General features: G+C 36.1%; 23 protein-coding genes. 3 read left to right on the forward strand and 20 right to left on the reverse strand.

All coding sequences use genetic code 11. The features are described from left to right. Position 1 precedes the first annotated feature (1 nt). The 8 genes from APF76_13355 to APF76_13390 form a co-directional block, all read right to left on the reverse strand. Positions 2–1,075 carry an iron ABC transporter gene (locus APF76_13355; GenBank protein KUO51626.1) on the reverse strand — a complete coding sequence of 358 codons (1,074 nt, stop codon included), beginning with the start codon at positions 1,073–1,075 and terminating at the stop codon, positions 2–4. A gap of 58 nt (positions 1,076–1,133) precedes the next feature. Beyond that, positions 1,134–2,036 carry a hypothetical protein gene (locus APF76_13360; protein KUO51627.1) on the reverse strand — a complete coding sequence of 301 codons (903 nt, stop codon included), beginning with the start codon at positions 2,034–2,036 and terminating at the stop codon, positions 1,134–1,136. Beyond that, the gene (locus tag APF76_13365; protein KUO51628.1) at positions 2,033–2,794 is read right to left on the reverse strand and encodes a hypothetical protein; all 762 of its coding nucleotides are present in this window, start codon (positions 2,792–2,794) and stop codon (positions 2,033–2,035) included. The genes APF76_13360 and APF76_13365 overlap by 4 nt, the downstream gene beginning before the upstream one ends. Positions 2,795–2,866: 72 nt before the next feature. Continuing rightward, entirely contained in the window at positions 2,867–3,712 is an 846-nt protein-coding gene (locus tag APF76_13370; GenBank protein ID KUO51629.1) for an MBL fold metallo-hydrolase, read from the reverse strand. 398 nt (positions 3,713–4,110) lie between these two features. After that, the gene (locus APF76_13375) at positions 4,111–4,431 is read right to left on the reverse strand and encodes a hypothetical protein (protein ID KUO51630.1); all 321 of its coding nucleotides are present in this window, start codon (positions 4,429–4,431) and stop codon (positions 4,111–4,113) included. A gap of 147 nt (positions 4,432–4,578) precedes the next feature. Beyond that, positions 4,579–5,157 (reverse strand): indolepyruvate oxidoreductase subunit beta, encoded by a 579-nt coding sequence (locus APF76_13380; GenBank protein ID KUO51673.1) that lies wholly within the window; start codon positions 5,155–5,157, stop codon positions 4,579–4,581. Between the two features lie 11 nt (positions 5,158–5,168). After that, on the reverse strand, positions 5,169–6,902 hold the full coding sequence (locus APF76_13385; GenBank protein ID KUO51631.1) for an indolepyruvate ferredoxin oxidoreductase subunit alpha: 1,734 nt from the start codon (positions 6,900–6,902) through the stop codon (positions 5,169–5,171). Between the two features lie 177 nt (positions 6,903–7,079). Continuing rightward, positions 7,080–8,021 (reverse strand): hypothetical protein, encoded by a 942-nt coding sequence (locus tag APF76_13390; protein KUO51632.1) that lies wholly within the window; start codon positions 8,019–8,021, stop codon positions 7,080–7,082. Between the two features lie 204 nt (positions 8,022–8,225). Here APF76_13390 and APF76_13395 point away from each other — a divergent pair, with 204 nt between their 5' ends. Both APF76_13395 and APF76_13400 read left to right on the forward strand, forming a co-directional pair. Next, on the forward strand, positions 8,226–9,086 hold the full coding sequence (locus APF76_13395; GenBank protein KUO51633.1) for a hypothetical protein: 861 nt from the start codon (positions 8,226–8,228) through the stop codon (positions 9,084–9,086). Between the two features lie 213 nt (positions 9,087–9,299). Further along, positions 9,300–10,145, forward strand: coding sequence for a hypothetical protein (locus APF76_13400; GenBank protein KUO51674.1), 846 nt, complete (start codon positions 9,300–9,302; stop codon positions 10,143–10,145). Here APF76_13400 and APF76_13405 read toward each other — a convergent pair. The 9 genes from APF76_13405 to APF76_13445 form a co-directional block, all read right to left on the reverse strand. Continuing rightward, complete coding sequence (locus APF76_13405; GenBank protein KUO51634.1) at positions 10,128–11,162, reverse strand: hypothetical protein; 1,035 nt, start codon at positions 11,160–11,162, stop codon at positions 10,128–10,130. The two genes, APF76_13400 and APF76_13405, sit on opposite strands and share 18 nt — an antisense overlap. Before the next feature lies 1 nt (position 11,163). Then, complete coding sequence (locus tag APF76_13410) at positions 11,164–11,835, reverse strand: hypothetical protein (protein KUO51635.1); 672 nt, start codon at positions 11,833–11,835, stop codon at positions 11,164–11,166. Between the two features lie 2 nt (positions 11,836–11,837). Beyond that, positions 11,838–12,521 carry a hypothetical protein gene (locus APF76_13415; GenBank protein KUO51636.1) on the reverse strand — a complete coding sequence of 228 codons (684 nt, stop codon included), beginning with the start codon at positions 12,519–12,521 and terminating at the stop codon, positions 11,838–11,840. Next, positions 12,436–13,557, reverse strand: a complete 1,122-nt coding sequence (locus tag APF76_13420; protein ID KUO51637.1) for a hypothetical protein — start codon at positions 13,555–13,557, stop codon at positions 12,436–12,438. Before APF76_13420 ends, APF76_13415 begins: the two co-directional genes overlap by 86 nt. An 11-nt stretch (positions 13,558–13,568) precedes the next feature. After that, complete coding sequence (locus APF76_13425; GenBank protein KUO51638.1) at positions 13,569–14,375, reverse strand: ABC transporter permease; 807 nt, start codon at positions 14,373–14,375, stop codon at positions 13,569–13,571. Between the two features lie 2 nt (positions 14,376–14,377). Further along, positions 14,378–15,235 carry a spermidine/putrescine ABC transporter permease gene (locus tag APF76_13430; protein ID KUO51639.1) on the reverse strand — a complete coding sequence of 286 codons (858 nt, stop codon included), beginning with the start codon at positions 15,233–15,235 and terminating at the stop codon, positions 14,378–14,380. 3 nt (positions 15,236–15,238) lie between these two features. Next, positions 15,239–16,480, reverse strand: a complete 1,242-nt coding sequence (locus APF76_13435) for an ABC transporter substrate-binding protein (protein ID KUO51640.1) — start codon at positions 16,478–16,480, stop codon at positions 15,239–15,241. After that, positions 16,473–17,192, reverse strand: a complete 720-nt coding sequence (locus tag APF76_13440; GenBank protein KUO51641.1) for a hypothetical protein — start codon at positions 17,190–17,192, stop codon at positions 16,473–16,475. The genes APF76_13435 and APF76_13440 overlap by 8 nt, the downstream gene beginning before the upstream one ends. A gap of 210 nt (positions 17,193–17,402) precedes the next feature. Next, positions 17,403–18,344, reverse strand: coding sequence for a hypothetical protein (locus tag APF76_13445; protein ID KUO51642.1), 942 nt, complete (start codon positions 18,342–18,344; stop codon positions 17,403–17,405). 280 nt (positions 18,345–18,624) lie between these two features. Here APF76_13445 and APF76_13450 point away from each other — a divergent pair, with 280 nt between their 5' ends. After that, a complete protein-coding gene (locus APF76_13450; protein KUO51643.1) occupies positions 18,625–19,518 on the forward strand; it encodes a LysR family transcriptional regulator in 894 nt (297 codons plus the stop codon). On the opposite strand, the gene APF76_13455 is transcribed toward APF76_13450, so the two are convergent. The 3 genes from APF76_13455 to APF76_13465 are packed head-to-tail and all read right to left on the reverse strand — an operon-like array spanning position 19,519 to position 20,816. Further along, positions 19,519–20,034 carry a YeeE/YedE family protein gene (locus APF76_13455; protein KUO51644.1) on the reverse strand — a complete coding sequence of 172 codons (516 nt, stop codon included), beginning with the start codon at positions 20,032–20,034 and terminating at the stop codon, positions 19,519–19,521. Between the two features lie 11 nt (positions 20,035–20,045). Continuing rightward, complete coding sequence (locus APF76_13460) at positions 20,046–20,270, reverse strand: response regulator SirA (protein ID KUO51645.1); 225 nt, start codon at positions 20,268–20,270, stop codon at positions 20,046–20,048. A 12-nt stretch (positions 20,271–20,282) separates the two neighbouring features. After that, positions 20,283–20,816 (reverse strand): transporter, encoded by a 534-nt coding sequence (locus APF76_13465; protein KUO51675.1) that lies wholly within the window; start codon positions 20,814–20,816, stop codon positions 20,283–20,285. Between the last annotated feature and the right edge of the window lie 290 nt (positions 20,817–21,106).

The raw sequence follows: 21,106 nt of genomic DNA on the forward strand, positions 1-21,106 counted from the left end.
ATTAAATCTCAGACCCTTTCTTTCTTTTTAATAAATATATGAAAAATGGCCCTCCAAGCATGGCTGTTATAATTCCTACTGGTATCTCCACACTTCCTAAAAGGGTCCTAGCAAATGTATCTGTTGCTACCATAAAGATACCTCCCACTAATGCGGAAATTGGCATTAAAGCTCTATGATCAGGTCCTACCACAAGACGTACTCCATGGGGAATAATCAATCCAACAAAACCTATGGTACCACTTACCGATACCGCTGCGGCCGCAGTAAAAGCCCCTAGAGTCAAAAGCAGTTTTTTTGTTCTTTCTGCATCTATACCCAAGTGCTGTGCAGTATGGTCCCCAAATAGCATAACATTTAGTTCTCTTGTAAAACAGTTAATAATAACCACACCAATAAGTATTAATGGTGCTGCTGCTTGAACATGCCCCCAGTTTCTTGCAGAGAAGCTTCCCAAGAGCCAAAACATTATCTGCTGCATTTCATTAGAGTTTAGAACCATAAGAAAGGACATTATTGCAGACATGAAGGCACTCAACGCTACCCCTGCTAGCAACAATGTATATACAGGAACGCTGTTTCCGACCCTAGCTATATTGTAAACTGTATAGGTGCTTATTAAAGCCCCTATGAATGCCATCCATGGCACCGCAAAATATCCTAGTACAGCTGAGAGACCTGTTACTATTGCAATAGTAGCTCCCAAGGCAGCCCCGGATGATACACCAATTATATATGGGTCAGCCATTGGGTTTTTTAATAGACCTTGAAAAGTTGCTCCTACAGTTGCTAGTGCTATACCAACCAAGGCAGCCAAAAGAATTCTAGGAAACCTTATCTGTAACACTATTGTCTGTTGGCTAACTTTCACATCATCAAGAACAATGCTATCTCCCAGCACCGGTATTTCAGAAAGTAAAATTTTTACTGTCTGACCCAAAGTTATATCCGCAGGCCCAATGGTAACGGCTGTTAAGCAAACAAATATAAGCAAAATAGCCAAGAAGACTATTTTGCCAATGGGGCGCGATTTTAATTGTACACTTGGATTTTCAGGTTTGTCCACTAACTCCATTTACAGCACTCCACTCAATTTGCCTGTTCGTCATAGAAAGGCTAGGTTTTCTTTATAACTAAAACAATTCAGGATGGATTATCTTGGCCACCTCTTCTAAACCTAGAACAATCCTTGGCCCAGGCAATGTTACTAAATCATCATTTAAGGTATAAACCCTTTCTGTTTTTATCGCCTTTAAAGTTTCATAACCAGGTCTTGTCATAATGTCACCCTTTTTATGAAAATCGTTTGCAATATATACATCTGGGTCTCTTTCAAAGAGAATTTCCATACTTAACTGAGGAAACTGGGTATCAGCATCTCCTGCCAAGTTACTTCCACCAGCAAGATTAATAATACTGTCTATAAATGTTCCGGGACCAGCAGACATAAGTGGTTCATCCCATACCTCAAAAAACACAACAGGCTTTTCTTGGTCCTTTACCTTATCAACTATATAATCTACCTTTTCTTGCATTTCATCTGTTAAACTCTTGGTTATCTCAGGTACCCCCATGATATCCCCTACCATGCTTATGTTTTTAATTACCTGATCAACACTTGCAGCATCTAAACAGAATACTGTAATACCAAGTTCTTCAAGTCTTTCAATTAGCTCCGTCTGTATCCCAGCTGCTACAAAAACAATATCAGGTTCTGCATCCACAACCAACTCAATATTTGGATCTTCGAACCCTCCCATCTTTGGTTTGCTAAGTGCTTCTTCAGGAAAAGTACAGTACTCAGTAACTCCCATTACTTTGTCACCCAGCTCTAATTCAAATAGAATTTCAGTTACTGCTGGTGTTAAAGATATTACCCTTTGTGGAGGTTCAAGTATTTCTACCTCTCTTCCTAAAACATCCTTAAAAATTTTGCTGTCCGTATTTGTATTTACATCTATCGCATTACTACCACACCCACTCAATAAGAATGTAAAAGCAATAAGTAGAACCAACACTTTGTAAGTACCTTTCATCGTGTTTTAACCCCCTCTATTCCATCTTTAATTAGTGCTTCTGTAACTCCCTTTTTTACAATCCTACTTATTAGTTCTCCTAGTCTGGAATGGGTACCAACATCCGAAAAAGAATATTCATCATCGTTATGGCAAGCAGCTATCAGGCCATCTGTACCAGTCCCTGTAGCTACTCCTTCAGAAAAACAGCTTTTAACATTTAGCTCCTGCATAGCTGCTGTCTTTGCCTCTGTAACCACAATAGCAGTCCTTGCAAGGCCTTCGACAGGTATGGAAAATTCAAGTACAAGCATTATATTTATAGTGCCTGCAACAGGTACAAACCTTCCAAAGCTTGTCTCATCATATGAAGCAGAATCTCCTGCCCTAGCAGCATTAACACTAGCTCCTCCCGTGACTACAGCAAATAATGACGCATCTCCGAGAACTTCGTGAATAATGGCTACATTATCCATGGAGGCTGAAGTGATTAAACCTGTTGATCGGTTACCTTCCAACCCTAAGATTTCTGAATTATAGGCTAGATAGTTTTTTAAGCTGCCTCCCGGTAAATCATCAACTGTTTCAATCCATTTAGATAATTGATGATTGAAGCTATAGTCTATTTTATTGATACCGCCATTTAGCTGAGATGTTGAGAAGGCAAGCATTTCTTTATTATAACGAATAAAAATATTATTTTCATGCCTGTGTACCTCATGTCCAGCAGAACTTTTAAAAAGCAAATCTGATTTAGGGGTTTTCAAAATTTGTCCCAACCTCCGTCACCTTCTTATCCAGAAAAACTACCATATTATATTTCCACAGTTATCTCCCTTTTCCTGCATTACTTAGTGGGCTAAAATAAATGAGCTGCCTGCAGATACAAATTTGAAGGAGTCAGCAAAAATATTATATAGCTCTGCTGACACTTGTGGTCCCGTGCAATGATTAGGCGCAAAGAGCTTTAAATCTAGAGATTTTAAGAACTCAATTGTTTCTTCTTGCCTAACTTTTGGTAGCGGTCCTAAATGAGTTCCCCCAATTATTGAGTGTATTTTAGAAATTCCAGTTACTTTACGAGCATGTTCTACTATATTGATTATACCTGCATGAGCACAACCAAGAATAATGACTAATCCTGCTTCAGTAGGTACATAAAGCGAAAAATCATCTAATACAGAGTCTATCAGTTGTTGATCACCTTCTAAAACTTTTAATCTCAGATCCTGATTTTCTACGGTAGAGTTTCTAGGCACTTCACCACTTACAAAAAGGTTAGGTGCTATTTCTAAGGGTTGGGTGATTAACTGAAAATTAGCCCCTAACCCTTCTAATTCCGCACGTGTATATGGAATACCTACGTGCCTTAATTTACCATCAGTTACAGTATAGCGTGCTTTAAAGATGTCAGGATGAGCAATTATATCTAGTGATCCCTTATAGTATTGTAGAAAGGAACGTAATCCACCTGTATGATCATAATGTCCATGACTTAATACTACTAAATCTACATCTTCTAAATTAATTCCAAGCGTTCGTGCATTTGGTACTATCGCTCCTGTAGCTCCAGTATCAAAAAGAATAGTCTTCCCTTCTATCTCTATTAGGAAACTTAAACCCCATTCTCCTACTAACCCAATACTAATTCCAACGGTATTTTCTACTAGTACTGTTATTTTTAGGTCTTTAGACAAAGAATATCATCTCCTTACCAATTATTATCTGACTATGAATTAGATCAGAATATATTTAGCTTATGGCATTCCGTTATGTACTCTAAGTCATTAGTTGATAAATTAATTTTACCACACTTGTCAGGAATTTAATTAAGAAAAACTTTTATAGTGCTTTCTGATAGTATAAATAAAAGGATACTAGGAATTAGACCTAATATCCTTCATTGAAGTAAGATCTTAATTCAGGGGGAGATTCTACTCCCGCTGAATTTTAGAGCTACGAATGAATGGCTTAGTTGGCGTTGTACTCCCACTTGTAGAAGATGGGAGACTCGAAGTGAAACTTGTCAACTTGTTGACTTAGTTGAACCTGTGCAGAGCTACGCCAAGTTAGTCAGTTAAATAGATATACTCTTTTAGTACTCTCTATTTTTCTGAGTCTTAACCTCTGGGGGTTGTGCCTTTTCAATAAGTTCATGACCTACTTGTTCAATGGCTTGTTGATCCATTTGAAGTACATCCTCTGCTTGTTGAAGCAGTTGAAAATCAGTACCATTTTGTTGATTTATATATTGACTCTCAGTTGCTTGAACATTCTGCTGAGCTTCTTGCACTTGCTTGCTAGCTTCAAGTAGTTCTATAGGCTGAGTACTAGAATTCAGTTCTTCAACAGCCCTATGAGCTTTTTGTGCTTTATTAACAGTCTCTTGGACTCCCTGCCTTTGCTGCTTTTTCATGCAAAATTCCTCCTTAATTTGTTTTCATTATTTAACATGTGTAGAAATTGGATTGTGTATACTGGTGATTAATATGATGTATTAACAAATTAAGGAATAAAAGAAGCAGCCACACGAGTATGACTGCTTTTTAGCAAAAAATTCACATTAAATGTTATAATTATATCCCATTTCAAAGGCTTTCATGTTTACTTCTAAAAATCTTTCAGGAACAGTTTCTTTTATGGCATTTTCCCACATGTTTTCATCAAAATCCAGATCCTTTGCCAAAACACCAAGCAATACAACATTAGCCGCCTTCATGTTACCTGCTTCTTTAGCTAACTCATAAGCCTTTAAGCCTATCACTTCGATACCCATTTTCTGTATTTCCTTGATAGGATCTTCTGGATACTTGACTGCTCCTACTAATACTGGCATTGGTGCTATCTTCTGTTCATTAATGATTATTTTTCCATCCTTCTTTAATAAGGGCAAATATCTCAAGGCTTCCATCATTTCAAAAGATAGAATTATATCTGCACCCTCATCAGGAATTAGTGGAGAATATATCTTTTCACCAAACCTAACCTGGGTAACAACGCTACCGCCCCTTTGAGCCATTCCATGTACCTCTGACATTTTAATATCTAACCCTTCTTGCATTACTACCTGCCCAAGCACTTTGCTTGCCAATAGCGTTCCCTGTCCTCCAACTCCTACAATTAATATGCTTTTATCCGCCATTTTATTTGTCATTATTGGACACCAGCCTTCACAATTGCATCTTTAGGACAGACTTGCCTACATACACCACATCCGACACACATTAATTGATCTATTGATGATTTTTGGTCTACTGAAATAGCAGAGCACCCAACCTTGAGGCATTTTTTACATGCTATACACTTATCTTCGTCCACCGAATATGGAGTGTCATGTTTTTTTTGAATAAGAGCACAAGGCCTTTTTACTATTATTACTGAAGTCTCTTCCGCTGTAAGCTCTTCTTTTAATACAGCTTCTAAGTCCTTCAAAGTAAATGGATCCGCATTTCGCACTCTTTTTACACCTAATGCTTTTACTACATCCTCCAAATTAATATGGGGCGTATCATGACCCATTAATGCCTTTCCAGTACCTGGATGATCTTGATGCCCTGTCATTGCTGTTGTGGAATTATCTAGAATAAGCAATGTTGATGTGGAGCCATTATATACCATATTTAGGAGACCAGTCATTCCAGAGTGATAGAATGTTGAGTCCCCAATAACTCCAACGGTCTTTTGAGAAAACTCTTTGCCTAAGGCCTTCTCCAATCCAAACAATGCTCCTATGGATGCTCCCATACATATAGTAGTATCTATTCTATTAAAGGGTGGTGCTGCTCCAAGGGTATAACAACCAATATCCCCAGTTACTGTGAGCTTCATCTTTGTTAAAACGTAGAAGGTTCCCCTATGAGGGCATCCTGGACAAAGAATAGGAGGCCTTACTGGTAAATTTTGAGCTGATTGATATAACTCAGTCTTTTCAATATCAAAAAATGCTTTGCGAAGAATATCCTCTGTAAGTTCCCCTTCTCTAGGAATAATGCTTTTCCCCTCTACTTTAATTCCCATTGCCTTAATCTGGGTTTCAAATATTGGTTCTAGTTCTTCGACTATTACCAGCCTTTCAACACCATTTGCAAATTCCTTTATAAGTGCTTCATTTAATGGCCAGGCTAAGCCTATTTTTAAAACTGAAGCCTCTGGAATAACTTCCTTTACATATTGATAGTTGATACTGCTAGTTATAATGCCTAGTTTTCTATCACCCCATTCAATTCTGTTTAAATGGGTTTTGCCCGCAAATTCTTCAAGAGCAATTCTTCTTTTCTCAACTTCTGAATGTCTAACTCTAGCATGCTTAGGAAGAATAACATATTTCTCAGGAGTTTTTATATATTCCTTAATCACTATTTCCTTAGGTTCCTCAAGCTTGACCATGCTTTTTGAATGTGAAACTCGTGTGTTTGTTCTTAGAATAACAGGAGTATCAAACATCTCACTAATTTCAAAAGCATACTTAACAAAATCCTTTGCTTCCTGGCTGTCGCTTGGCTCAATAACAGGAATTTTAGCAAAAAGACCCCAATATCTACTATCCTGTTCATTCTGTGAACTATGCATTCCTGGATCATCAGCTGCTACTAAAACCAGTCCCCCATTTACCCCAATATAGGTATAACTCATTAGAGGATCAGCTGCAACATTCACTCCTACATGTTTCATAGTTGATAATGCTCTAGCTCCCCCAATAGAAGCTCCTATAGCTACCTCTAAGGCCACTTTTTCGTTAGGGGACCATTGGGAATCGATTACATCATATTTGGCAACATTCTCGAGAATTTCTGTGCTAGGAGTTCCTGGATAAGCAGCCGCTACCTTAACTCCTGCCTCATACGCACCCCTAGCTATTGCTTCATTTCCGGAAAACAATTTGTACAAATAAAAGACCTCCTTCATGTAGTATTACAATAATCTATTCTAAGTTTATCAATCATATAGTTAGTTTTGCTATATAATTGTATCATTAACATTAATGCAAGGTAAGTGCTTTTTTAATAAAATACCTGTGGCACTTAATTAAACCACAGGTTATCAAATACCAGAAAGCACCCTTTGCTAACTAGCAATCTTTATTTTTCTGTTTTTGTTGTAAGGTTGGAAAATTCCATCCATAAGCTGGAGTTCCTCATTGATAATACATGAAGCATGGTGCATAAAATCGTCTCTTAAAAAATATCTTAAATCAATAAAACTAACAAGATGCCCATTCGGTTTTGTTTGGAAAGCAACATGAAAAATTGGAGTGAAATCCCCAAATAATTTACCAAGCTTACTATTAATAGCTGCTTGGACAACAGGATGATTTTTCTGTTTTCTATAGCTTCTCCTTATTTTCATTGCCCATGACAAAAACTTTACTTCGCCTACTGTAATATTATTGTCATTTTCTAAAAGAAAGTGCCAGTTCCAAATACTGATAACCGATGGAATCACAATAATCTTTTTAAAATTAGAATACTTTTTCTTAACTACCCACGCTACTCTTAAACGCATATAAACCCTAAAAGCCAAATATGCCATAACGCTAATTGCGCCAATGACATTTATCATAGGATTTAGCATTTGCCCAGCTAATGATGCCCCCATAATAAATGTTAGAATAGGATCAAAAACAGTTAATATCCCTAAATTTTGTTTCTTTTTGGAAAATGGCCAGAAAAGCTTCGCACCATATGAATTCAAAAAATCCAAAAACCCGTGACTTAATGCTCCGAGCAAAGTCCACAAGAATACTGTCATAAAAGCTGTTTCTGGAAATATAAAACTTAGGACACCAGCTATTCCAGTAGCTATAATAATAAATCCAATAAATGAATGGGAGAAGCCCCTGTGATTTTTTAAATAAGCCATATCTCCCTTAGTCTGATATATAATATCTAAATCAGGAGCCATAGATCCTAAAACAACACCCAAAAAAATGGGGTCTGCTATGGATATAGGGTTTCCTGAGAAAGAAGCCACTAATGCACCAGCTAAAGCATGAGTTAACGGATCCATATTAACACCCCATTTCTACTCCGATAGTCCTCTCATATGGAAGTAATTATAACACAGAATTAGGTTCAATCTCATTGTTAAATCATGTTAGCTAGTATCCTGAACTTTAAGTACAGCTCAAAAAAATACTGTAAATGAATATTTAGGGTATACTAGATAATCAAATAGTCTCTTAAATTTCAATTCTAAAAAGTGGTGAAAAAAATGTGGGATTTGCATATTGATGCCTACTCTCCCAAAGAAATGGCGTCAAGGGTAGAAAAAATTGGAGTGGCAAAAGCAACAAACTCTTTTACAAAAATGTTTGTACTAAGTCTTCTGGCAGGGGGATTTATAGCACTTGGCTCCCAGTTCTATACATTTATCATACATGATTCTGTTTTGTCGTTAGGATTTACCCAGTTGATTGGAGGCTTAGGATTTACACTTGGTTTAATTCTAATAATAATTGGTGGTGCAGAACTATTTACAGGCAATACTCTAATTGTCATGGCCTATGTACAAAAGAAGATATCTTTCTATTTAATGCTTAGAAACTGGGTAATTGTTTTTGCAGGCAATTTTCTAGGCGCTTTAATCTTGGTGTTATTAGTTTATCTTGCTCAACAGCCCTTAATTAATGACCAGCTAGTAGGTGCTAAAACAATTTTAATAGCCAACACCAAAGTCAACTATAGCTTTTTAGAAGCCTTTATGCGAGGTATACTGTGCAATATTTTAGTTGTCCTTGCTGTTTGGTTAAGCTTTGGAGCTCGTAGTGTGACTGATAAAATTGCTGCGATTATCTTGCCTATTGCAGCCTTTGTTACTTCAGGTTTTGAACACTCTATAGCTAACATGTATTTTATTCCCATGGGTATTCTTTTAGTTCACAGAAATATTGGTTTTGAACAGGCCGAAGAAATACTGGGATATCCAATTAACACAGATATGTTAAACTGGGGAAGTTTTATAATAAACAACCTAATTCCTGTAACCTTAGGAAACATTGTAGGTGGAGTACTATTTGTAGGTTTAGTATACTGGTTTGTATATTTAAAAGACGAAGATCCAGGGTTAAACTAATGGTGATTATTCCATAAAATCTATACCTCTTGATGATTCCTCTCAATCTGCGAGCTTATTCAAGCAAGAGATTCTCTACTTGGCCCATTACTGCTACTTAATTTTTGTAATCCAATTCTGTTTGTAATATTATAGGTATAGAAAACATTAGCTGGTAATTTCTTCTGGGAGGGTTTTGAAGTGAAGAAAGTTATTTTCGATTGTGATAATACAATGGGTGTTGAAGGATGCGATGTAGATGACGGCTTAGCTTTACTTTATCTATTAGGAAAGGGATGGATAGAAATCTGTGGAATTACTACAACATTTGGAAATAGCGATTTGAAAACAGTATATTCAGCAACACAAAAGTTGCTAAATGATATTGATGCGACTCACATCCCCCTGCTCGAGGGTAGCCCTGATAAACATACCTTAACTAGTGACGCAGCTGAATTTATAGTTGCAACGGTAAATGCTAATCAAGAAAACATTTCCTTATTAGCCCTAGGCTCTCTAACAAATATATATGGAGCATATCTACTAGATAATGAGATTTTTGAAAAGGTATCTAAAATTGTCCTAATGGGGGGTATCACTCAAGAACTGATTATCAAAGGTAAGGTTCTTAATGAACTTAATTTTTCCTGTGACCCTGCTGCTGCTCAATGTGTTTTAAAAAACGGTAGAAATGTATCTGTAATTACAGGAAATAACTGTCTTGATGCTTTTTTTACTAAAAAAGACTTTGACGAAAGACTTTTATCTAGTGATAATCCTGCAGCAAAGTATATTGCGCGAAAATGCTTATACTGGTTTCAAAACATGATGTGTACTTTTAATATAAATGGTTTCCATAATTGGGATGTTGTGGCAGCTGTATATTTAGTAGAACCTTCACTTTTTAAAGACTCGCTACATCATATAACACCTAATCTTACTAATCTTGAAAAAGGTCTTTTAGTAAATGAAACTGAAGATGCTTTTCCTTGCGTGATAAATCTTCCTACAATAGATAATTTAAAGATGTTTACTGATGATGTCTATAAAGCCTGGCTCAGTCTAAAAATTGGTTTTTAGATTTCCAAAAACACTTTTTAAAAACTGCGGTTCAATATAAGCCTTTATCTTATCAAAGGTATCATCATTACTTAAAAGCCGTCCGGGTTCAATATATTCTGTCCAGGCCATAGCACACCACGATACTGCACGAACATAATTAAAGAACTTAAACATTTCCAGCCTGTCTTTTAAAGTATCTTTTTGGGGACAAACAGGTAGCTTATGCAAATATCCATTAATAAAATAATTTTCTTCTTCATTAGATAACACATAATTCCTCTTCCAGATAGTTGTAGTGCATATAACAAAATGACTCAGATCTTGCGCTGGTTCGCCTAAAATAGGCTTTTCCCAATCAATTAAATGACATGTCCCCATTTCTTCATTTACAATAAAGTTGTGAGAATTAACCTCTGTATTAATTACCCGCAGCCAGGGGTCAGCCAAAAGCAATTTTTCTTGATTTTTTCTATTTTCTGCTTCTAAAATTACCTTTTCCAATAATCTTGATGTTTCAATATTAGCCTTGGGACACTCAAAATATTTTGTGAGCAGCCTAGTAGCTTCATTATAGATGCCAGTAAATGGACCAGGTTCCTTTACCAAAAAATCTGTATCATTTTCTGTAAATTCTAATCCATGAATTCTAGCAAAAGTATCAGCCGCCTTAGATAAATCTGTTTTATAGTCTAATGGTTCTCCAGGAAGGTATTCCATAACAAGCACTCCATATGGAATGCTTTCCATTGTATCATCTATATAGCAAGGCTTTGGCGTTACACCTGAGTGCTGCAGGATATTCAAAGCCTGATATTCGTAGCTAATTTGGTTTTTAAGTAGCATTTGGCTTCCTGTGTTAACCCTGAAAACGTATTTGTCGGCATTACTAGTCATTAATAAATAATTTAAGTTGTATTCACCTTGGGCAAGGTAATTTACCATAACCTTATCATTTATGTCTATCTTCATTTGCTTTTTAAAGGTTGGTGAATTCACATAATCTTGAACTGTATCAAATAATTTTTCTGCAAGCATTTTATCTCACCCTACTATCAACATTTAGATTCTTTAATAAACTATAGGTATGTTTTGGGATACTTTCAACCTTGTTCTCATTAAGCATTTTCCAAAGCTGGATTACATCACTAAAATAATCTATATCATTGCATTCGGGTAATAAACACCACTTCAAATTAAGTTTGTTTATTACCGTAATTGTACTTTCTAGCACAGTAGAACTACCCCAATTGTCTATATTAAAAACTTCTTTATGCAGCATTTTCATTCCTAAAAAATAGTATCCACCATCACCTGTAGGTCCTAAAACAAGATCATATACATCTAGTAAATTTCTTGCACTTTTTATAAAAGATAGCTCTAACGTAGGCAAGTCTGTCCCAAGAACTCCTACTTTAGTATAGCCATTGCTAAAACCCCATTTAAGAGCATTGTACATTTTTTCTCCTAAATTTAATCCTTGTTGAGGTATAACAGGGGCGTTTACAGGTAGTATACTTTTAAGCTTGTCTACATTTCCTTTAACATCATAAAACACTTTATACTTTAACCCATTATTATTAAGCATTGATACCATATCCATAATAAAAGCTCCATGAAGAAGCGCACATTCATTTTTTGAAAAATGGGATTCTAATCTGGTTTTTGTGTAACCTGGCTCAGGTATTCTAGTCATTAAGGCAATTAACATATTTACCTCACATCATAGTATTTATTCTTTAATTCTGCCGGTGTCTTACCTAATAGGTATAGTATTTTCAGCTTATGCATAAACAAACAGGTTTTTAAAACTCCACCTTTTTTAAAACGCCGTGTTGAAGTGATTATTCCTTCAGTAACCTGTACTGTCTTCCCTTTCTCTCGTAACTTCCTAGAAAACTCCCAATCTTCCATCAGCTCAATGGCAGGGAATCCGCCTAACTCATCAAATACACTCTTTCTAACGAATATACCCTGATCTCCGAAGAATACCTTAGATAACCTGGCTCTTATATTTGACCCAAGACAGATAAACTTAAAAACAAGCCGATTATCATCCATTTTCAATGTATAACAACCACCTACAATTCTAGTATCTGCAATGGTTGTTTCGATTCTTATTAATGCTGATGGTTCTAATACGCTATCACAATGGAGAAAAAGTAATACCTCTCCTGAGGCTACCTTAGCCCCCGTATTCATTTGATTTGCTCTACCAATATGGCTATTAACAACAATTACATCCTCTATTGTTTTAGCTATGGTAATAGTATCATCACTACTACCTCCGTCTGCTACTATAATCTCTTTATCACCCACAAGCTGCCTTATCATTTTTAATGTTTGTAATATTTTGTTGGCCTCGTTCAAGGTGGGAATTATGATGGAAATCTTCACAGCTTTCACCCCTTTTTTGAAACCAAACCCTGTTCCATTCAATTTTAAAGTACATTCTTGAACCCAACTCAATATCAATATGGTTTTTTACCACTGCTGTCAGCAAACCCAAATCTGTGGAGATCTTGATTATACTTTGACCTGCGGAGAATTTTTTATCTTCTATTACTCCTGAAAAGCATTCCTTTTGAGGCGGTGAACAAATTTCAATATGTTCTGCTCTTACACAGGCTACAAACTCTCCATTGTCTAAAAAGTGGGGAATACTGATTTTCTTACCCTTTGCAAAAAAATTATTGTTGTGAATATTTCCTTCTAAATAGTTGCAGACCCCAAACATGCTTGCTATTTTTTTGTTTACTGGGTGATTATATAGGTTATATGGAGTATCATATTGAAGTATCTGCCCTTCTAGCATTACTGCAATTTTATCTGCTAAAAGCATAGCCTCATTCTGATCGTGGGTAACAAATACTGTGGTCATATTAAGCTTTCTATGGATTTGGAGAATTAATTCTCTCATTTCCTCACGAAGGGTGGGATCCAAGTTTGACAAAGGTTCGTCTAACAATAATACCTTTGGTTCCAGGGCTAGTGCCCGTGCTAAGGCCACCCTTTGCTGCTGTCCCCCTGACAATTGGCCAGGATATTTTTGCTCAATTCCTGGGAGATGAACCAATTCTAACAAGGCCTTTGCCTTTTCCATTCTTATTTTTTTTGATACTCCTAGCATTTTCAGACCAAAAGCAACATTTTCAGCTACAGAAAGGTGGGGAAAAAGCAGATGGTCCTGGAATACCATAACAATGTCCCTTTGTTCCGCAGGTAAAAATGTTATCTCCTCTTTATCTAGTAAAATTTGACCTTGATCAGGAAGTAATAATCCAGACAGGAGTTTCAATGTTGTTGTCTTACCACAACCAGAAGGACCTACTAGAGCAACAAATTCCCCATGCTCAATTTCTATATTTAAATTTTTGATAACTTTTTCCTTCGAGTAGTATTTTACCAGGTTTTTTAAGATTACTTTAGCCATTTAACCCACCCTTATAAATAATAATAACTTGATTTTTGTTTTGGGTCTGTAATCACCCGTTCAATTATAAACATAAAAATAAGTGCAATCAGAATAAATATAAGGCTGATAACAGAACCTATAACTCTATCACCACTATTAATATATGGGAAAAGAACTAATGGTAATGTAACAATTTTTCCACCACCAATTAAAAATGTCAAAAAGTATTGACTGAAGGAAACATTAAACATTAAAATACCGCTGGTAATTAGCCCTGGTTTTAGGAAAGGCAAAGTCACATATATGAATCTTTGCCAATTATTTGCCTTCAATATTTTACTTTGCTCCTCCCATTTTAACCCCATTGCTTTATATACACTTGCAAATATTCTTATCCCATAGGGCATAACCACCACTAAATGGATTAAGAGAACTCCCAAAAAAGTATCAACCAGCCCATACTTTATAAAAATCACATGTATACCCATTCCAATTGTAATAGGCGGAATAATTATAGGGGCTAGAACAAGAATTTCAACAATATTTTTTCCAGGAAAGTCATATAAGCCTAAGGCCTTTCCGGCTGGAATGCTAATAATTGTCGCTACTAGAGTTACTGCCAAAGATAGGAATATACTTGTTCCGATAACAGACAATATTTTATTCTGAGGGTTTAATATATACTGCCAACCCCTTAATCCCCAGTCATGTGGAAAAATACTTCCTGCCGTCCATACTTTACTAAAGGCCCATAACAATAGAATTAAAAACGGGGACATTAAGAGGATGAAAAAAATCATGACAATAATTTTATGCACTAGTTGTTTTTTGTCCATACTTACCCCCATTGTCTTAGATATTTTTTCATAAATAGATAATATAACCCGACAAGCATTACGCAAACTGATGTTAGAATTATTGTAATAACCATGGCAATGGGTCGGTTATACAAGTCCGGAGAAATATAATTGTAATAAGCCCATACTGGTAAAGCTTTGGGATAGGTGGCCCCTAATAAAAATGGTATTTCAAAGGCACCAAAGGAAAAAGCAAAAACTATGGCAGATGCAGAAATTATGCTTGGCATACTAAGAGGTAGTGTAACTTGAAAAAACACCTGCCATGGAGAAGCTTTTAACGTAGCTGCCACATCATTTAGCTTTCCATGTATATTTTTCATAACTGTATAAATCATTAATGTAATAAAGGGTATTTCTTTCCACATGTATATTGTTATGATTCCAATAGCATTTCTCGAATAGAAAACAGGAGGAAACTGTCCTGATTCATTAATTACCCCTAGGTTAATGAAAATCCTTGCTAAAAACCCTCCTTGTGATATTAGAAAAACAATCATTAATGCAGCAACTATATGTGGAACTGCTATTGGCAGTTTATACATAAAGTCAATTACTTTGTTCTTCTGCTTTAGGTTCACCATATAATTTGCCAAATATATAGCTATTATAGTTGACAGAAAAGTTGATACAAAAGCTATATATAAGGTAAAGGTAAGGGAGGCCATAAATTCTTTTTGCTTTACTACTAGCAAGTAATACTTAAGAGTAAATTGCGTTAATCCCAGAACTGGAAAATATCCAAAACTCTGAAGTAACGCAAAAACAAGACCCCCCAAGAAAAATATTGTCAATACTAATAAAGCTGGTGCCAAATAAAGATATGGTTTGTATTTCATTCTTTACTCCTTGATAACATTATCTCTCCAAAGATCTTCTATAACTTGAATGTAGGCTGACGCAATCTCAGGTAAACGATGATTAGCTAATTCTTCTGCTGACAGAGTTGCAATTCCTAGATCAGTACTTTCGATTTCTTGTATATACTTTTCCTCTAGCTTATTAATATCTAAAGCTATCATATCACCCCAATTTGTAGGATCATATTTAGATATTTGCGCCTCTGGGCTCATGAGGAAATTTGCTAATACCATGGCACCGCCCTTATTGGGTGCGTTAAAGGGTATTGCTAAAAAATGTGTATTGCCAATCGTACCCTGGTCCCATACAAAAGTACGAACTGTATCAGGCACTAGTCCCTGGTCTATCATACCGGAAAATCTTGATGGATGATATGTCATAGTAAAGTCTACTTCTCCATCTGTAAAGAGCTGATCAAGCTGAGCTATCTGGGAGGGATAGGTCTCTCCTTGTCTCCAAAGATAGGGTTTAATATCATTTAAATATGCCCAAAGTGGTTGCAGCTGTTCATTTAAGTCCTCTATGTTTACTTCTTCAACATAGGGAAAGGCTTCGTAGCCTCCACATAATTCATACATTAAATGCCGTATAAAAACACTACCTGTAAAATCAGGCATTTCAGGATAAGTAAATCTTCCTGGATTAGCTTTTACCCACTCCATTAGTTCTGAACTTGATCTAGGTGGATTACTTACTCTAGCAGTATCATGAGTAAAGGCGAACTGTGCTTTCCCATATGGAACCTCAAATCCCTCAACAGGAAAACCAAAATCAAACGCAATATCTAGTGCATCCGTATCTACATACTCATTGAAATTTGGTATTTTTTCTGCAAATGGTCCCCATAACATCTCGGCCTGGCGAGCAGTACGAAAGTTTTCTCCATTAATCCAAAGTAAATCAATAGAGCCTTTTTGCCTGTTAACCTGCTTTTCTCCAAGAAGTTTATTGATAAACTCTGGAGCATCCATTGGGACTCGATTAACTGTAATATTATATGTTTCCTGCATGGTCTGGGAAACATAATTATCTACCCAACTATTAATTCTGTCATCTCCACCCCACATATAAAAGTTAACAGTTGTACCTTGTGCAGAAGCAACAATAAGATCCCAATCCTGTTCTAAAACGTCTTCTTCTAGAACCTCACCCTTGTCATTACCACACCCTGCCACAGGCAATACAATTATTAAAATTAATAGGATAAACAATAATTTACGCAACTTTTTTGTCACCCTCAATTTTTTGTCTTTTTTGTATCCAACCTGGTATTAAAGATATTATTACAAAAAATACTGCAGCTACACCTAAGTACATTAAAGTTTTACCTAGATTTCCTTGACCACTTACTACAGATCCTCCAGCGAATGAAAATGCGGCAGCTCCTGGAATCATACAAATCCAAGAAACAAGCACATATGTTGCAAATTTAATTTTAGTTAAACCATAGGCATAGTTTTGTAGGTTAAATGGGAATACAGGAACTAGTCGAGTAACCATAAGCATCCGCCATCCTTGCTTTTCTACACCTTCATCAATTTTCTTGAATTGTTCATTTCCTTGTACCCAACCCTCTACCATGGAACGTGCTGCATAACGAGCTACTAAAAATGCTGCTGTAGCTCCAAGAGTCGAACCTATAGAAGAATATAATATTCCAAACCATGGGCCAAAGACAAAACCTCCTAAAAGTGCAACTGGCAGTCCTGGTAAAAAGAAGATACATGCAGCAATCCATAATACAATATAAACTAGTGGACCAATCATACCAAAGCTATTAATCCACTCAGTAAGCTTTGTTATGTTATCAATGCTGATATAATCAAAAACTCCAAAGACTTTCATTAGGATAACAACAGCCGCAATTATACCCATAATTATAAGTAGTTTGACCTTATCCTGTTTCTTGTTTTTTGATTTTTTTTCCTTTTCCATAAAATCCCCCTCTTTCTAGACATCCATTTTTAACTGTTTATCCAAAATATTCTATATAGGTTAAGGCCCCCACTTCTATAAGTGGTCTCTAAATCAGGTGGAGTAGAGCCTCCATCTGATACCCCGATGTTCAGCTTTGGCTGAATGAGTTCACTTAATTTGTTTAAAGAAGAAGGAGTAGACTTACCCCTTCTTCTTTAACAACATATTTTATTGATCAGTTTCAATTGGTAGATCTTCATTATAGCTCCACTCAATCCAGGAACCATCGAAGTTTTGAACATTGTCATATCCAATGAGTCTTAAGTTAAACCAGGCCGCTGCAGATCTTACACCTGATTGGCAATAGGTTATTACAGTTGTGTCCTCTTCAATACCAAATTCTTTATACATTTCTCTTAGTTCTTCTGCACTCTTAACTGTCTTATCTTCATTTAAATTCTGATTCCATTCAATCCATACGACTCCTGGCAATCTGCCCTGTCTAAAGGCACCGCTTTTAAGTTCTTCCCCTGTATACTCTCCTTCTGCACGAGTGTCTATAATCACTACGTCACCACTATCAACAGCATCTTTAACTTCATCTAAAGTGGCATAAATATCCATGTCAAAGTCCTTTGCAGTATATGTGGTAGGAGTAATACTAGGACCTTTAAGTGATGTATCTCCATCTGTAGCGACCCAAGCATCCCATCCGCCATTAAGTACCTGCATATTTTCATGTCCGTAGCCAAACAAAGCCCACCAAACCCTTGCACTATCATATACACCTTTATCATCATAAATAATTACTCTGGTGTCATTATCAATACCTAGACTGCCCATTAATTCTTCCCATTGTGCCTTATCACAAAGCATACCTCCAAAACCGTAATCTGCTTCTGGAGCTTCATATTCGGGTCTCCAGACATTAATTGCTCCTGGAATGTGCCCGAGTATGTATTTAGCTTGAGCACGAATGTCTAAAATCGCAACATTTGGATCGTCAACTATTTCCTTCAATTCCTCAACATCAACTAACATCTCAGGTCTTGCATACTCTTGTTCGTCAACTGTTACTGATGGTGCTTGTTTTTGGCCACAACCAACAGCCAATAGACTTAGAACTAAAAGAAGTACTACTAAAATATTTAATCTTTTTTTCACAAACATTAACCAACCTCTCCTCTCTCTCTCCTGCAATAGATTTGTTTTGTACTTGAGAACCCAGATACCTCACATAGAATAAATACTTTTTTGCACAAGCTTTGATTTAAAAAAAGTAAATAAATTTTGTAAAGTTTGTGAAGGTACTTTCATTCTCAATGTCTAATACTTACAATAAGATTATACTATGGCGGCATAAGATTTTATAATGATAGTATTTTATGCTATATAATTTATTGTTATATTCTTTATAATGTTTTCTTATACAAATGTTTGGAGGTTTTTTATGAATCTTGAGTATCTTAAAACGTTTTACATTACTGTCCGATGTAACAGTATTTCTAAAGCAGCAAAGCTGTTACACATGTCTCAGCCTGGTGTAAGTATACAAGTTCAGGCCCTTGAAAAAGAGCTAGATGTGAATTTATTGAGCAGAAGTAATAAGGGAGTCAAATTAACAGAAGAAGGCCAAGTTGTATATGATTACGCTGTATCTTTACTAGCAATTCAAGACAACATAGAGCGTCAACTTGGCTGCATAAAAAATAAACAAACCGAAGTTGTGGTAAGCTCCTGTACGACTGTTGGCTCATACGCATTGCCTTGCAGTCTTTATACTTTTAGAGAAAAATATCCTAATGTAAATATTTTATTGGATATTACCAATTCAAGTAGTGTGATAAAAAAAGTAATAGATGGATCTACGCGAATAGGGATTATTGAAGGAAAGCCAGAAAGCAAAGGCATAATGCTCACAAAGGTTACAAGTGATAATCTAAAACTAGTAGTTTCCCCTAAGCGCTTCAAAAAACCTGAAATATCTATTGATGAGTTTTTACAGGTGCCCCTTATTACAAGGGAAACCGGTTCTGGCACTAAAGCTGTAATAGTTGAAGCACTTGAAAAAGCTGAGGCCAATATAGGTAACGCTAATATCGTTATGGAAATAAGTTCTCCAGAGGCTATTAAATCTGCTTTAATAGCAGGAAAGGGATTTTCTATATTATCCAAGCTGGCAATCAAAAAAGAACTTGCTACAGGGACTTTAAAAGAGGTAGAAATTAGTGGAATCGATTTTAAGGCTGACTATTTTCTAGTCCATTCTCCTGACTATAATCTTAAAGGACCTGAAAAAGATTTTGCAGAATTTGTTAAGTCAAAAAAAAGAGGTTTTTGTTAATTATAACAAAAACCTCATTAATATTTTACTGCCAAGCCAGGCACCTAAGAAAACAAAAATCCCATAAACCCAACCACTTAATGATAAGGACGGTATGGCACTAAAAAAAGCTCCAATATTGCACCCTGACGATATTCTTGTTCCATACCCCATAATTATGCCACCCAAAAGAGCTACAATCACCTGCTTGTAGGACTTTACTTTTTTAAACTTAAATTGTGAAGCAAGCAGAACAGCCAGCAATGCACCAATGATTAGGCCAAAATCCATCAATGAAAGAGTGTTTGTAAAAAATCCCTGTGTCATTGCTTCCGCTCTGACTGGGTTAGTAGCAAAATACTCCCATTGTTCAGGTTTTCCACCCAATGATCTCCATATCCATGCAGCCCAATTTGTAAAACCCGAGGTTATCTGCCATGGTCTTCCTATCACAACAAAAAGTATTGTATTCAATATTGCAATCAATACAGCTCCAGTATAATAGGTCCATGGTTCTTTAATTAGCTTATCCAGCATCCTTCCACTCCCTATCTCTTTATAAGTCTGATTTCCCACTCCCCATTATCAACCTCAACTATTTCACATGGCAGATTATTCTTCTGTGTCCACTCTGTAAAGTTTTTTATAGCACAACTGTGGTCGGTCTCAATAATCAAAACATCGCCAACTGCTATTTTTTTAAGCTTCTTCATTGCCTTTAATAATGGAATTGGACATGCTTCATAAAGACAATCTATTCTTATTTCTGCCATAATTTTCCTCCACTACAACATAATATTATGTTTATCTTCATATCTTTTTAACAAATAAAACAGCAACATTAGTACTCCTATTTGTAGACCAATTGAACCAGGCCATCCAAAATAACTAGGAAGATGAATACTTGGCGCCTCATTGATAAAGTTCTTCTCCCACCACGGAAAGTGCCTAGCACCTAATAATGTGCCGATTAGGAAACCTATTAATACAATACACTGCATAAGAAATCCTTCTCCGATTCTCATTAACGTCCCAGTTGCACAGCCTCCTGCTATTACCATACCCACGCCAAATAAAAATCCTCCCAATGCAGTATGAAATCCAATAGAATAAATGTGCCCAGGTATTGTAGGAATACCCTGCAACAATGAATGATACTGAATAATAGAAAAAGTTATTGTCATAATTACCATGGCAATAACAATGGCTCGCAATATGGAAGTACTACCAACAATAACTGGATCTCTAAATCCTGCAGCAAAACAAAACCTACTTCTTTGAAGTATGAAACCGAATGCTATTCCAAAAGTCAAATAAATACCAAGTGTCTGTTCATTAGATCCAACTATATATAACAAAAGTAAAACCACGCAAAGGACAATTAAGAAAACAGGCTTTTGATCTTTTTTCTTTTTTCTAGGAACTATACTTCTTTCAATCTGAGGCATTTTACCCCCCATTTCTGCAATACATACTTTAAAGTACTATTCCTCACAAGCACATGTTTTTCCTGCAAAAGGAATATAGGAATCCAACATTGTTGGATTCCTATATTTTTTCCTGACAGGTTCTAAATTGTTGCTTATATATGGAGGAGGTAAGAATGTTT

It is taken from the genome of Desulfitibacter sp. BRH_c19 (assembly GCA_001515945.1).
In the GTDB taxonomy this organism is placed as follows: Bacteria; Bacillota; DSM-16504; order Desulfitibacterales; family Desulfitibacteraceae; genus Desulfitibacter.

What these genes read in the sequence shown, in the direction of transcription:
- APF76_13420 (KUO51637.1), bottom strand. Translation starts at nt 13,557, where the DNA reads ATGGCTAAAGTAATCTTAAAAAACCTGGTAAAATACTACTCGAAGGAA.
- APF76_13360 (KUO51627.1), bottom strand. Translation starts at nt 2,036, where the DNA reads ATGAAAGGTACTTACAAAGTGTTGGTTCTACTTATTGCTTTTACATTC.
- APF76_13405 (KUO51634.1), bottom strand. Translation starts at nt 11,162, where the DNA reads ATGCTTGCAGAAAAATTATTTGATACAGTTCAAGATTATGTGAATTCA.
- APF76_13445 (KUO51642.1), bottom strand. Translation starts at nt 18,344, where the DNA reads ATGTTTGTGAAAAAAAGATTAAATATTTTAGTAGTACTTCTTTTAGTT.
- APF76_13380 (KUO51673.1), bottom strand. Translation starts at nt 5,157, where the DNA reads ATGGCGGATAAAAGCATATTAATTGTAGGAGTTGGAGGACAGGGAACG.
- APF76_13390 (KUO51632.1), bottom strand. Translation starts at nt 8,021, where the DNA reads ATGGATCCGTTAACTCATGCTTTAGCTGGTGCATTAGTGGCTTCTTTC.
- APF76_13455 (KUO51644.1), bottom strand. Translation starts at nt 20,034, where the DNA reads ATGCTGGATAAGCTAATTAAAGAACCATGGACCTATTATACTGGAGCT.
- APF76_13460 (KUO51645.1), bottom strand. Translation starts at nt 20,270, where the DNA reads ATGGCAGAAATAAGAATAGATTGTCTTTATGAAGCATGTCCAATTCCA.
- APF76_13425 (KUO51638.1), bottom strand. Translation starts at nt 14,375, where the DNA reads ATGGACAAAAAACAACTAGTGCATAAAATTATTGTCATGATTTTTTTC.
- APF76_13355 (KUO51626.1), bottom strand. Translation starts at nt 1,075, where the DNA reads ATGGAGTTAGTGGACAAACCTGAAAATCCAAGTGTACAATTAAAATCG.
- APF76_13450 (KUO51643.1), top strand. Translation starts at nt 18,625, where the DNA reads ATGAATCTTGAGTATCTTAAAACGTTTTACATTACTGTCCGATGTAAC.
- APF76_13430 (KUO51639.1), bottom strand. Translation starts at nt 15,235, where the DNA reads ATGAAATACAAACCATATCTTTATTTGGCACCAGCTTTATTAGTATTG.
- APF76_13400 (KUO51674.1), top strand. Translation starts at nt 9,300, where the DNA reads ATGGGTGTTGAAGGATGCGATGTAGATGACGGCTTAGCTTTACTTTAT.
- APF76_13440 (KUO51641.1), bottom strand. Translation starts at nt 17,192, where the DNA reads ATGGAAAAGGAAAAAAAATCAAAAAACAAGAAACAGGATAAGGTCAAA.
- APF76_13395 (KUO51633.1), top strand. Translation starts at nt 8,226, where the DNA reads ATGTGGGATTTGCATATTGATGCCTACTCTCCCAAAGAAATGGCGTCA.
- APF76_13410 (KUO51635.1), bottom strand. Translation starts at nt 11,835, where the DNA reads ATGTTAATTGCCTTAATGACTAGAATACCTGAGCCAGGTTACACAAAA.
- APF76_13375 (KUO51630.1), bottom strand. Translation starts at nt 4,431, where the DNA reads ATGAAAAAGCAGCAAAGGCAGGGAGTCCAAGAGACTGTTAATAAAGCA.